The organism is Nitratireductor arenosus, from assembly GCF_009742725.1.
GTDB classification, from domain to species: Bacteria; Pseudomonadota; Alphaproteobacteria; order Rhizobiales; family Rhizobiaceae; genus Mangrovimarina; species Mangrovimarina arenosa.
The window spans coordinates 945,322-957,662 of sequence record NZ_WPHG01000001.1 but is presented as its reverse complement, the minus strand read 5'-3'; the positions used below and the strand labels follow the sequence as shown (position 1 = coordinate 957,662).

The following is a 12,341-nucleotide window of genomic DNA, read 5'->3' as shown; positions in this document are numbered from 1 at the left end:
ACGGGTTCGTTTCGACACGTCACACGAATTTCATTGTCGCGCCATCACGGTGCCGCGTGTGATGGGGTATGATGTACCAGCGCCGCGCAATCAATGGAGAATGCCATGCACCGCACGTCCAAAGCCGTCTGGAAAGGCACGCTGACGGAAGGCCAGGGAACGCTCGATACGCAAAGTGGCGCGATTGCCGACCTTCCCTATTTCTTCAAGGGCCGGTTCCAGGACGAAAGCGGCCAGTCGGGAACCAATCCCGAAGAGCTGATCGCGGCGGCGCATGCCGGTTGTTTCGCCATGCAGCTCTCTCACTTCCTGGCTGAAAATGGCACGCCGGCCGAGGCGCTGGAGGTCTCGGCCCGGGTCGAATTCGGTCCTGCCGCCGACGGCGGTTTTGCGATCACGGCCAGCATCCTTACCCTTGTCGGCAAGGTTGCCGGTATCGACGCGGCCACGTTCGAAGACCTGGCCGACAAGGCGAAGGCGTCCTGTCCGGTTTCGGGCGCGCTCTCGTCGATCGATATCCGGCTCGACGCCCGGCTTGCGTGACGCGGTCGCGTGCGACCGAGTACCCGAACGATTGTGACCGGTTTCGATGGTTTCCGCGCAAGGTCGGATCGCCGAAGGCCGGCAGTACGAAACCAAAAGTCGCCCCAAAGAGCCTATAGTTCCTGAGGGTAAGTCAACGCCCGCAGGAAGGGCAGACGGCCTCGAACCGGAGGAGAAGATATGCTGCAGGCAGCAGGACCGCGCACCGTCAAGGTGCCGGGCGGCAAGTCAACCCTGAAACTCAGCGACATCACCGAAGACGCGAGCCGGCTCGCGGATTTCGCCGACCACGAGCAGGTGTGGCTGGGGCGCGACGAGGAACGCGGGCTGACCGCTATCGTCGCGGTACACGACACCACGCTCGGCCCCGCACTCGGCGGCACGCGCGTATGGCCGCACGAGAATTTCGAGGCTGCGCTGACCGACGCGCTCAGGCTGTCGCACGGCATGACGCTGAAGGCGGCGGTGGCGGGTCTGGCGCTTGGGGGCGGCAAGGCGGTGATCGTGGCCGACGCTAGGTCGGACAAGTCGCTGCGGCTTCTGGATGCCTATGCGGAAATGCTGGCCGCGCTCGAAGGCCAATACATCACCGCCGAGGATGTCGGGTTGTCGCTGGAGGACGCCGATTATCTGCGCGCGCGTACCCCGAACGTGACCGGCACGACACGCGGCGGTAGCGGCAATCCCTCGCCGGTGACCGCGCAGGGCGTATTTTTGGGCATCAAGGCGGCGCTGAAGCACCAGAGCGGCTCGGAAAAGCTCGACGGCGTGCGTGTCGCGGTACAGGGGCTGGGCGCGGTTGGCTGGTCGCTGGCCAAGCGGCTTAGAAACGAGGGCGCGCGGCTTTCCGTGAGCGATATCGAGCCTGCCCGAGCGGACAAGGCGGTCACGCATCTTGATGCTGTCGCGCTGGAAGGCGACGCGATCACGACCGCGGATGTCGACATCTTCGCGCCCTGTGCTCTGGGCGCGGTGCTGTCCGAGACGACGATTCCGCTCTTGAAGGCCGGCATCGTCGCCGGTTCGGCCAACAACCAGCTTGCCACCCCGCAGGATGCCGAAAGGCTGCGTGCGCGCGGCATCCTCTACGCGCCCGACTACGTCATCAATGCCGGCGGGTTGATCAACGTCGCCGAGGAACTGACGCCGCCGGGCTACGACGCGGACGCGGCGATGAAACGGGTGGGGGTGATCCCGCGCACGCTCGGCGCGATTTTCCGGCGCGCGGAGGCAGAGGGCCGCACCACCGATGCGGTCGCCGAAACGATCGCGCTTGAATATATCGAGAGTGCGCGGGCCAAGAAGGCGCGGCGGGCGAAGTCGGCCCGATAGCGGCGCCGATCGGCTTGCATGGATGCACGGTTCTAATGCGCCGGGATGCCCCGATGGGCAGCCTCGCCCCACAACTCCTCGATGCGGTCGTCGCGGCCGCATGAGTAGCGGTAATATTTATAGCGCAACGGGTTCTTGCGGTAGTAGTCCTGGTGGTATCCCTCGGCGTCCCAAAAGGCGCCGGCCGACTCGATCGGGGTGACGATCTTCCGACCGAGTTCGTTCTCGGCTTCGGCCCTTGCCTCTTCGGCCGCCTTTTGCTGCGCCTCGCCCTGGGTGTAGATCGCGGTCGTGTAGGCATGGCCGCGATCGCAGAACTGGCCGCCGGCGTCCGTCGGGTCGACGGAACGGAAAAAAATGTCGGCCAGCGTGCGGTAGCTGGTCTGCGACGGATCGAACTCGATCTTCACCACTTCGCGATGGCCGGTATGGTTGCGGTAGGTCGGATTTTCGAGATCGCCGCCGGAATAGCCCGAAACCGTCGATTTCACCCCCTGCACGCGATCGAAATCCGATTCCACACACCAAAAGCAACCGCCGGCGAAGATCGCGGTCTGTGTTTCCTGGGCGATCAACGGCGCGGGCGCTCCAAAGGTGATGAGAAGAGCGACTGCGAACTGGCGGATCATTGCGGATACTCCGAATGTGTGAGCGTTCAGGCTACCGGCGGCTTTCGTCAAGGCAATTCACGGTGCAACACGACCCTGTGAGCTGTATCGGCCGCTTGGTTTCGCCCGTGCCGGAATCGGGTGGCTGCCGGGAAACAAACCATGCACTACCGCGCCGTCCCTCAACACGGAGAAACGGCATGGCGCATTATCTGCTTATTCACGGCAGCTGGCATGGAGCCTGGTGCTGGTACAAGATCGTCCCGCGGCTTGCCGCGCACGGACGGGTCTCGGTCGTCAACCTGCCCGGCCGCGGTCGCGACCCGGCGGTGCCGGCCGAGGTTGGGCTCAGCCGCATGGTGGATGCGGCCGCAGCCTATCTCGTCGACGGCGAAAAGACGACGATCGTCGTGCACAGCCGCTACGGCGTCGTCGCCTCGGCGCTCGCCGAACGCCATCCCGAGCGCGTGTGCAGAGTGATCTATCTGGCGTCCTTCATGCTGCCGGCCGACGACTGCGTGGCGCAATGGTCGATGAGCGATCGCGATTCCCTGGTTCCCGCCAATCTGCAACTTAGTTCGAGCGAATATTGGGACTGGCTCAAGCCGGAAGCCCATGTCGATGCGCTTTATGCCGATTGCAGCGCCGACGACGTGTCGCTGGCGCGCACGCTGTTGTGCCGGGAGCCGTCCCGGCCGGCGGGCGAGCCGCTGCGACTCAGCGCCGATCGCTACGGGCAGGTGGCGCGGGCCTATATCCGGCTGACGGAGGACCGGGCCGTCTCGCCGGCCCTGCAGGACCGGTTGATCGAGGCCAGCCCGCCACAGCGGGTGGAGAGCATCTCGGCAAGCCATTCGGCTTATTTCTCGCAACCGGATCGGCTGACCGAGACGATCATGGCGATCGACCGAGACTGATATATGTAAGATGTGATCTAGAGCCATTCTTCTTTAGATGGAGTTGTTTGACCGCCGGGATTTCGCGGTCTGGCCACGAGCGTGCGCCGATGCGGTGTTAGCACCGTGAGCCGCGCGCGAGACCGTAAGACGCGCGAAAGACCAAGGTCGGGCGATTGCGGTTTGACGGGCTGTATCAAGCGCATTCGTTCCTCGGCTTGGACGGCTTTTCCGCCCCTGCGGCGTCAAAGCCCTTGCCCGATAGTCATATCGCGCTGCGGACTTCTCCTTGCCGGAGCGACAAATCGATTCCGTCAAACCGCTTCCATCTAAAGAGGAACGGCTCTAGCCGTTGCCGGTCAGCACCGCCAATTGCCGCCGCAACTCCGAAACCTGCTCCTCCAGCGCGCTCACGCGCGCTTCGAGGTCGCTTGAGGCTGCGGTGTGGGTAGCGGTCTGAACCGGGGCGGCCCGCGCCGGATAGGCGGTCGCCGCCACCGGCCCCGACAGAAGATGCATGTAGCGGTCCTCGCGCTGGCCGGGGCCGCGCTCGACGAGCTGAACCAGGGCCGGCCGGCGGCCGATCAAAAGGTCGAGATCGGCGAGCAGGTCGTCGAGCGAGCCGTAACTCGCCATGCGCTCGGTGCGTGTCAGAAGTTCGCGCGCGGTCTGCGGACCGCGCAGCATCATCAGCGCGATCAGCGCGGTCTGGCCCTGGGTCAGCGAAAAACGCTGTGCCATCAGGTGCTCGTAGCGCTCGACGCGCGAGGCGAAGGCCTGGCGCACCAAGCCCTTGTCCTGCAACTGGGCGAGGGCGCGGCGGACCTCCACGGTTTCCGGCGTCATGACCGGATCGCGCGCCGTCTTCTGGTTGGCCGCGCCGTGCACGCCGTTGAGGCTCATCGGATAGACGTCCGGCGTCAGCGTCTTCTTTTCGGCCAGACAGCCGAGAACGCGCGTCTCGAGCGGATTGAGAAGGGGGAGGTCGTTGGTGGACATGGTGCTACCGTCTTCAAAGAGGCTCTCGTGTCGAAGTGACACGTCGTTGCGAAAGTATCTCGTCGACCTTTGCTGCCAAGCCGGTCACGGAACTGAAGGATGCAAGCTGCTCCACCTTTCGAAGCCCGATCTGGTTGGTTGGCGGAAGGTCACTGGTGGCGATCACGAAAAACCGCCATTGCTCAGGATCGCGATGGTCAGCTGTATCGTCCGCAATCGCATGAAGTCCGAGCAGATATAGTTCGGCATTTCGCCCCGGCGACGGTATCCACGTCTTGCCGTCAAGCCAATATCCCTTTCTCGGCGCAATATCCCAGGAAGGGCGCGAAAGACGCGTGGTGGTCCAAGTTTGGCGAATGGCAGTCTGCTTGACTTCAAGGCGGATGCCGTTTCTTTCGAAATCATGCGATGCGTAGTCTGACGAGCACCATGTCCAGTCTGGCAGCGCCCTTGAGATGATCGCTTCGACGACGATCGATCGATAGACGTTCATGATCAATGATTTGCCGAATATTACCTCCGAAGCCAGCGTGACAATATCCGACCTTTTCACTGAGTTCGTTCCACTATCTTTACTAGACCCGCCGTTCCACCATCATCTTCTTGATCTCGGCGATCGCCTTGGCCGGGTTGAGGCCCTTCGGACAGGCCTGGGTGCAGTTCATGATGGTGTGGCAACGATAGAGCCGGAACGGGTCTTCCAGATTGTCGAGCCGCTCCCCGGTCGCCTCGTCGCGGCTGTCGATCAGCCAGCGATAGGCCTGCAGCAGGACCGCCGGTCCAAGATAGCGCTCGCCGTTCCACCAGTAGGACGGGCAAGAGGTCTGGCAGCAGAAACACAGGATGCATTCGTAGAGGCCGTCGAGCTTCTGCCGGTCCTCGTGGCTCTGGCGCCATTCCTTGGCGGGTTCCGGCGAGACCGTCTTCAGCCAGGGCTCGACCGAGGTGAGCTGCGCATAGGGTACTGTGAGATCCGGGACGAGATCCTTGACCACCGGCATATGCGGCAGCGGGTAGACCTTCACCCCGCCGTCGATCTCGTCCATGCCCTTGGTGCAGGCGAGCGTGTTGGTGCCGTCGATGTTCATGGCGCATGAGCCGCAGATGCCCTCACGGCAGGAGCGGCGCAGCGTCAGCGTCGGGTCGACCCTGTTCTTGATCCACAACAGCGCGTCGAGCACCATCGGCCCGCAATCGTCCATGTCGACGTAATAGGTGTCGACGCGGGGATTGTCGTCGTCGTCCGGAGACCAGCGGTAGATGCGGAATTCGCGCACGTTGGTCGCGCCGTCCGGCTTCGGCCAGGTCTTGCCTTCCTTGATCTTCGAATTCTTGGGAAGAGCGAGTTCAACCATCGTGTCGGCATTCCTTTCGAATAGCCCGCATCGGGGCCGGGCGGCGTCGGGCCCGGCCGGCCGTTGCGCGCATCGGGCTCAATACACCCGCGCCTTGGGCGCGATCTTGGTCAGCGCGATGCCGCCGTCCTTTTCCTCAAGCAGCGGCTCGGTGTGGACCGGGCGATAGGAGAGCGTCACCTTGCCCTTGTCGTTCAGCCGGGCCAGTGTGTGCTGGCGCCAGGTCTTGTCGTCGCGCTCGGAGAAGTCCTCGCGGGCATGCGCGCCGCGGCTTTCCTTGCGCGCCTCGGCGCCGTAGACGGTGGTGATGGCGCAGGCCATCAGGTTTTCTAGCTCCAGCGTCTCCACCAGGTCGGAATTCCAGATCATCGAGCGGTCGAAGACCTTGATGTCGGCGAGCTCGCCCCAAATCGCCGAAATGCGCTTGCAGCCCTGTTCGAGTGACGCCTGGGTGCGGAACACCGCCGCGTCCTCCTGCATGGCGCGCTGCATCTTGTCGCGCAGGACGGCGGTCGGGCTGCCGCCGTCGGCGTGGCGGGTGCGGTCGAAGCGGTCCATGATCTTGTCGACCGCCTTTTCGTTGATTGCCGGGATCGCGGCCGCCCGGTCGATCACCTCGCCGGCGCGGATCGCGGCGGCGCGGCCGAAGACGACGAGGTCGATCAGCGAATTGGAGCCGAGCCGGTTTGCTCCGTGCACGGAGGCGCAGCCGGCCTCGCCGACCGCCATCAGGCCGGGCGTTACCCGGTCGGGATCGTCCTTGGTCGGGTTCAGCACCTCGCCCCAATAATTGGTGGGGATGCCGCCCATATTGTAGTGCACGGTCGGCAGCACCGGGATCGGCTCGCGGGTCACGTCGACGCCGGCAAAGATCTTGGCCGATTCGGAAATGCCGGGCAGACGCTCGGCGAGCACGGCCGGGTCGAGATGGTCGAGATGCAGGAAAATGTGGTCCTTTTCCTTGCCGACACCGCGACCATCGCGGATCTCCATCGTCATGCAACGCGAAACCACGTCGCGCGAGGCCAGATCCTTGGCCGACGGCGCGTAGCGCTCCATGAAGCGCTCGCCCTCTGAATTGACCAGATAGCCGCCCTCGCCGCGCGCGCCCTCGGTGATCAGGCAGCCGGCGCCGTAAATGCCGGTCGGGTGGAACTGCACGAACTCCATATCCTGCAGCGGCAGGCCGGCGCGCGCGATCATGCCGTTGCCGTCGCCGGTGCAGGTATGCGCCGAGGTCGCCGACAGATAGGCGCGGCCGTAGCCGCCGGTGGCCAGCACAACCATCTTGGCGGCGAAGCGGTGGATGGTGCCGTCGTCGAGGTTCCACGCGACGACGCCGGTGCAGGTGCCGTCATCGTCCATAATCAGGTCGAGGGCGAAATATTCGATGAAGAACTGGGCGTTGTTCTTCAGCGACTGGCCGTAGAGCGTGTGCAGGATGGCGTGGCCGGTGCGGTCGGCGGCCGCGCAGGTGCGCTGCACGGGCGGGCCCTCGCCGAAATTCTGCATATGGCCGCCGAAGGGGCGCTGGTAGATCTTGCCTTCCTCGGTGCGCGAGAACGGCACGCCGTAATGCTCGAGTTCGTAGACGGCCGCCGGCGCCTCGCGGGCGAGATATTCCATGGCGTCGACGTCGCCGAGCCAATCGGAGCCCTTGACCGTGTCGTAGAGATGCCATTGCCAGTTGTCGGGGCCCATGTTCTGCAGCGAGGCGGCGATGCCGCCCTGGGCCGCCACCGTATGCGAACGGGTCGGAAACACCTTGGTGATGCAGGCGGTCTTGAGGCCTTGCTCGGCCATGCCGAGCGTGGCCCGCAGGCCGGCGCCGCCGGCGCCCACCACCACCACGTCGAATTTGTGATCGACGAACTCGTAGGCTCCGCCGCCCGCCTTGCTTGCCTCAGCCATCGGCGCCATTACCCTCCGAACGCGATCTTCAACAGCGCGAACACGCAGGCCACGCCTATCGCGAACGCAAAGAATGTATTGAGCACGACAAGGGCGATCTTGATGCCCTCGTCATGGATGTAGTCCTCGATGATCTCCTTCATGCCGATACGCATATGCACCAGGCCGGAAACGAGGACGAGAACGAGGACGAGAGACACGAAGGGGTTGCCCAGCGTGGCGCGGACCTCGTCGTAGCCGGCGCCGTTGAGCGCGATCAGGAGACCGACGAAAAACAAAAGCAGCGGGATGTTGGCGATCGCCGTCAGACGCTGGCGCCAAAAGGTGTCGGTGCCGTCCTTGGCCGAACCGAGGCCGCGGACCTTGGCAAGGGGGGTGCGCATGTCGCTCATCGTCAGCCTCCGCGTGCCATATAGCCGGCAATCCAGACCAGGACGGTCAGCGTCACCGAACCGGCGATCGTCGCCCAGGCCAGTTTGGTCGAGGTCTCCTTGCCCATCGCCGTGCCGGTGTCCCACACCAGATGACGCAGGCCGCCCAGCATGTGGTGCAGCAGCGCCCAGGTGTAGCCGAACAGGACCAGCCGGCCGAACCAGGAGCCGTAGAGGCCGTTGACGAACTCGAAATAACTTTCCGAGGTGGCGGCTGCGATCAGCCACCAGGCAACCAGCAGCGTGCCGACATAAAGCGCTGCGCCGGTAATGCGGTGCACGATCGACATCACCATGGTCGGGATCAGGCGATAGACCTGAAGATGCGGCGAAAGCGGTCTTTGTCTCATGCCAGGTCGGGTGGCTGTGGAATTGCTCATGGCTCCCCCAGATAGAAGGCGCGGGATGCGACGCGGCGACTGCCGCCGCCGGCCCGGTTGCCCGTTTCTAATGGTCTTTTTGCAGCGCGTCAAAGCCGGAAAAAGATGCCGCATCGGGCATTTAGACAGGCGTCGTGACGGCGCGCCCGCGAAGTCCCGGCTTCAATCGATTAAAGCCGAAACCGATCCCGGTGCGTGCGATCCGGCGTCAGCGGCGGCAGGTATTGGGCGCCGCACCGGACTTCATCAAGAGCGCCTCGTTGCGGTCCAGAAGCAACGCATAGGGCGGCGCACCATAACGGATGCGCGAATCGGCCGGGGAGGCGGGCAATATGATCGGCGCGCTGTCGTCGACGGTGACGATCACGCTCGCGCCGCGGTTTTCGACAGCCATGCGGGCGCCGTCGTCGCAGCGATAGGTGGCTTTGCCGCGCGGTGCCGAGGCGCGGCCCGCATCGGCGCCCGATCCGTCCGCCACGCACGCTGCGAGAAAGATGACCGGCAACAGGATCAGGTGGTTTTTCAGGACGGTTCCTCGCGGTTCGCGGCCGGGCCAGCGAAAGTTACAAATTTTGGCCGCACGAGATCAAGCCGGACGCACGGAAGCTATTTTCCGTCGAATCGGATGACGTAGCTCGACCAGTCGGCGGGGCCGGCGATCTGCTCGTAGAGCTTCTTGCCGTCTTCGGGCTTGCGCGGCGCGCTCAGCATCAGCTTGGTCCAGCCGCGTTCCTCGGCACGGTCGGCGAGTACGTCGACCATCGCCTTGGCGATGCCCTTCGAGCGGTGTTCATGGTGGACGTAGATGTGGTCGCAGGCGCCGCAGCGCATGCCGGAGACCGGCTCTGGCAGGTCGGCGAAGATTGCGAAGCCGACCAATTGGCCGTCGATGCGGGCGCCCAACACTTCGGCGGTACGGTCCTGCAACAGCGCCTCGGCGTAATATTGATCGGGGCGGCGCGGCGCGCCGCGTTTGAGCGCCTGGGCATAAGCGGCAAGCAGCGGCGCCAGATCGGGGGCGTCCTTGAGACGAAGCAGGGCGATGTCGATTGCGGGCTGATCGGTCATTTGTTCTCCATCGGGGATATTAACCATGTCTGTCAATTGCCGCGTGCGGATTTCCCGTCCCAGGTGACAGAGGTTAAGAAAAGGTTAATGTTCAGTGTGAGGAGGCTTCGACCTCAAGGAAAGGACGCGCCATGCGCCTGAACTGGAAATCCTGGATGGGAGCATTCGCGACCGTCGCGCTCGCCGCTCCGCTGATGGTATCTGCCGCGGCGCCGGCTGCGGCCGGCGGTCTCTACGACCGGGTTTACGCCGACAGCTTCGGCAATCTCGTGATCCGCAGCCCTTCGGGCTACAAACGCATCGTCGTCGGCCAGGGCCATCTGGCCAAAGAGCTGGGCGAGTACAGCCGCGCCGGCGCGGGTCCTGACGTCGTCTATTACGACGAAGCTGACCGGGTGCGGCGCGACTGCCGGCGCCACGGCGTGCTGCTCAAGGGCCGCGGCTATATGTACGGCCTGCCGGACAACACCGTGCCGGTGCTGGTCGGGCCCTGCCGCTGAGCGATTCGTCCGAATCGAGCCCGGCGGCCCTGATTTGGTCACGTTTGCACCGCCTGATTCGGTACTGACGCAGGCGCAAGGCGAGGCCGTGACGGGACGGGAGACAAGATGAGCGAAGCCGCGACCGCCCGCAGACTGAAGGACCACGCCGCGTCGCTGACGACGATGACGCGTTTCGTGCTCGCCACGCTGGCGCTGGCTTCGGGCGTCTATACCTATCTGGGCGTGCGCAGCCTTCTCGACGGATCGGCGACAATCGTGTTTTTCGCCGCCATTATCTATTCGGCCGCCGTGTCGGTCGGAATCTACGGTTTCTGGACCTATCTGCTGCGGTTCCTGCCCGAAATGCGCGACGGCGCCTCGCGTCTGGTGCTGGTCGCCGTCATGGCGGTCGGGTCGGTGATGATCGTGGCGATGTCGTCCTGGCTCAACGCGGCCGCGCTTGCCGGGTCGGCCGCGGTCGAGCAGCACCTGGCCGAGACGCTGGAGGACTACACCGGCGATCTCGACCAGGCCAACACCAACGCGCTCGGGGCGCTGTCGCTGCTGCCCGATATCCAGCGCGCCGGCGAGCGTTTTGCCAGGCTGGCCGACGACGAACGTGAATCGGGCGCGCTGACGGGAACCTCCGGCTCGGGCAGCGTGGTGCAGCTTCTGACCCAGATGGCCGCGCAGATGCGCGAGCTCGAGGCCAACATTCTCGCCTCGCGTGAGACGGTGGCGACGCTTTTCAAGGAGGGGCAGACCCATCTGGCGGCGATGCGCGGACTGGTTTCCGAATCGGGCGCGATCGCGCCGCGTTCCGATCGTTTCGCCGAACAGGCGGTGGCGCTCGCGGGCGTGATCGCTGCACTCGAGCAGACTTCCGTCGCGCCCTCGGTGATGCGCGCGGCCGAAGATCTCTCGGTCGGCTTTATCGCGCCGGTCGCCGACGGGTCGACCGCCGACCTGGCCGGCCGGCAAGACGTCGTCATGGCCACGATCCGCTCATCCGTCGAGGCGCAGTCGAAGGCGCTCTCCAAGGCCGCCGAGCAGATTCTTGCCCAGCCCAAGGTGCCCGACCGGCGCTACGTACCGCTGTCGTCGGCAGAGGCGGTGCTGCTTTATGGCGGCGATTTCATTCCGAGCTGGGCCGGCGCGATCTCGATCGACCTGCTTCCCGCCGTGCTGGTGGCGATCATGGCCGTGGTGCAGGCGGCGGTGCGGCGCGGGGAAGAGCAAATGGCCGATACCGACCGCATCACCGCGGCGGACATGCTGCGCTCGCTGGAAATCCACGACGCTCTTCTGGCGCGTCGCGTCGCCGCCGCCAGCGTAGTCCCGGATGCGGATCAGGCCGCGACGGTGGAGGACGAAGCCGACGCGGCAGAGCCGGCGGAGGACGGAGGCCGTCAGGGTGATGAAAGGCCGGCGGCCGAGAACGTGACGCCGCTGTCCTTGTCGGAACGCAAGAGGAGCGATTCGTGAGCCGCGCCGGCAGCCTCTCCCTTGCCCGTGGGAATTCCGGCCGCAGGCGCGGCGTGCGGGCGACGATCGGGCGTTATTTCGCCCGTTTCGACGAGGGCGAGGTGATCCGCTGGGCCTTTCGCGGCCTGTTGATCGGCGCCGTCGGCGTGTTGGCGATGGATCTGCATGACCTGATCAAGGCCCGGCGCCCGGCCACGGTGTCGCCTGCCGGTATCACCTCGCCGATCCTGCCGCCGGCGGTGGACACGCGGGACGGCGAAGGCGGCTCGGCTACGGTCGATCCGCGCGACCAGGTCCTGGTCGACGAGGACCGGCTGCGCCGGCCGATCAGCTTTACGCTCAAGCCAGGGGGCATCCTGGCGGCGGAGGGTTTTGTCGATGTCGGCGCGGCGGCGCGTTTCGCCGCCGAGATCGCGGTGCGCGGCGAATATGTACGCGCGGTTCTGTTGAATTCGCCGGGCGGCTCGCTCGACGATGCGATCGCGATCGCCCGGCAGATACGCGCTCGCGGCCTGGCGACGGCCGTCGTGGATGGCGCCTTTTGCGCTTCTTCCTGCCCGCTGATGCTGGCCGGCGGGGTGACGCGCTCGGTCGGGGTCAAATCGGCGGTCGGAGTGCACCAGTTCTATGCTGTCGGCGAGATGCCTGCCGAACCGGCCCAGGCGATGTCCGACGCGCAGGCGACCACGGCCCGCATCTCGCGCCATCTGGACGAAATGGGCGTGGATCCGGCCCTGTGGCTGCACGCGCTCGATACCCCGCCGCGCGCGCTCTACTACCTCAGCATGGATGAGATGCGGGGCTTTGGCCTCGCGACCGACACGGGCCCGATCGCCGCGAAATAGGTCGGA

Annotated in this window: 15 protein-coding genes; 6 read left to right on the top strand and 9 right to left on the bottom strand. The window is 65.1% G+C overall.

Annotation, left to right across the window (positions count from 1 at the left end):
* Positions 1-105: 105 nt before the first annotated feature.
* Together GN330_RS04620 and GN330_RS04615 are read left to right on the top strand one after the other, a co-directional pair.
* Complete coding sequence (locus GN330_RS04620) at positions 106-543, top strand: OsmC family protein (protein ID WP_156711462.1); 438 nt, start codon at positions 106-108, stop codon at positions 541-543.
* 180 nt (positions 544-723) lie between these two features.
* Positions 724-1,875, top strand: a complete 1,152-nt coding sequence (locus tag GN330_RS04615) for a Leu/Phe/Val dehydrogenase (RefSeq protein ID WP_156711461.1) — start codon at positions 724-726, stop codon at positions 1,873-1,875.
* Positions 1,876-1,907: 32 nt separating this feature from the next.
* Here the strand turns inward: GN330_RS04615 and msrA are convergent, their stop codons facing one another.
* A complete protein-coding gene (msrA, locus tag GN330_RS04610) occupies positions 1,908-2,504 on the bottom strand; it encodes a peptide-methionine (S)-S-oxide reductase MsrA (RefSeq protein ID WP_156711460.1) in 597 nt (198 codons plus the stop codon).
* A gap of 179 nt (positions 2,505-2,683) precedes the next feature.
* Between msrA and GN330_RS04605 the strand changes: the two genes are divergently transcribed.
* Positions 2,684-3,400: an alpha/beta fold hydrolase gene (locus GN330_RS04605; RefSeq protein WP_197435029.1), complete on the top strand. Its 717-nt coding sequence runs from the start codon at positions 2,684-2,686 to the stop codon at positions 3,398-3,400.
* A 324-nt stretch (positions 3,401-3,724) separates the two neighbouring features.
* Here the strand turns inward: GN330_RS04605 and GN330_RS04600 are convergent, their stop codons facing one another.
* The 8 genes from GN330_RS04600 to GN330_RS04565 form a co-directional block, all read right to left on the bottom strand.
* Positions 3,725-4,378 carry a YceH family protein gene (locus GN330_RS04600; protein WP_156711458.1) on the bottom strand — a complete coding sequence of 218 codons (654 nt, stop codon included), beginning with the start codon at positions 4,376-4,378 and terminating at the stop codon, positions 3,725-3,727.
* Between the two features lie 13 nt (positions 4,379-4,391).
* Positions 4,392-4,931 (bottom strand): hypothetical protein, encoded by a 540-nt coding sequence (locus GN330_RS04595; RefSeq protein WP_156711457.1) that lies wholly within the window; start codon positions 4,929-4,931, stop codon positions 4,392-4,394.
* A gap of 22 nt (positions 4,932-4,953) precedes the next feature.
* On the bottom strand, positions 4,954-5,733 hold the full coding sequence (locus GN330_RS04590; protein ID WP_156711456.1) for a succinate dehydrogenase iron-sulfur subunit: 780 nt from the start codon (positions 5,731-5,733) through the stop codon (positions 4,954-4,956).
* Positions 5,734-5,811: 78 nt separating this feature from the next.
* Positions 5,812-7,644, bottom strand: a complete 1,833-nt coding sequence (gene sdhA, locus GN330_RS04585) for a succinate dehydrogenase flavoprotein subunit (RefSeq protein WP_156711455.1) — start codon at positions 7,642-7,644, stop codon at positions 5,812-5,814.
* Between the two features lie 8 nt (positions 7,645-7,652).
* Positions 7,653-8,036 (bottom strand): succinate dehydrogenase, hydrophobic membrane anchor protein, encoded by a 384-nt coding sequence (gene sdhD, locus GN330_RS04580; protein ID WP_156711454.1) that lies wholly within the window; start codon positions 8,034-8,036, stop codon positions 7,653-7,655.
* A gap of 2 nt (positions 8,037-8,038) precedes the next feature.
* Positions 8,039-8,455 (bottom strand): succinate dehydrogenase, cytochrome b556 subunit, encoded by a 417-nt coding sequence (gene sdhC, locus GN330_RS04575; protein ID WP_156711453.1) that lies wholly within the window; start codon positions 8,453-8,455, stop codon positions 8,039-8,041.
* A 208-nt stretch (positions 8,456-8,663) separates the two neighbouring features.
* Positions 8,664-8,933, bottom strand: a complete 270-nt coding sequence (locus GN330_RS04570; RefSeq protein ID WP_156711452.1) for an MliC family protein — start codon at positions 8,931-8,933, stop codon at positions 8,664-8,666.
* Between the two features lie 128 nt (positions 8,934-9,061).
* Positions 9,062-9,523 (bottom strand): GNAT family N-acetyltransferase, encoded by a 462-nt coding sequence (locus GN330_RS04565; RefSeq protein ID WP_156711451.1) that lies wholly within the window; start codon positions 9,521-9,523, stop codon positions 9,062-9,064.
* Between the two features lie 131 nt (positions 9,524-9,654).
* Between GN330_RS04565 and GN330_RS04560 the strand changes: the two genes are divergently transcribed.
* From GN330_RS04560 to GN330_RS04550, 3 genes are all read left to right on the top strand, one after another.
* Positions 9,655-10,023: a hypothetical protein gene (locus GN330_RS04560; protein ID WP_156711450.1), complete on the top strand. Its 369-nt coding sequence runs from the start codon at positions 9,655-9,657 to the stop codon at positions 10,021-10,023.
* Between the two features lie 108 nt (positions 10,024-10,131).
* Complete coding sequence (locus GN330_RS04555) at positions 10,132-11,490, top strand: hypothetical protein (protein WP_156711449.1); 1,359 nt, start codon at positions 10,132-10,134, stop codon at positions 11,488-11,490.
* Positions 11,487-12,335, top strand: coding sequence for a COG3904 family protein (locus GN330_RS04550; RefSeq protein ID WP_197435027.1), 849 nt, complete (start codon positions 11,487-11,489; stop codon positions 12,333-12,335). Before GN330_RS04555 ends, GN330_RS04550 begins: the two co-directional genes overlap by 4 nt.
* The last annotated feature ends 6 nt before the right edge of the window (positions 12,336-12,341 follow it).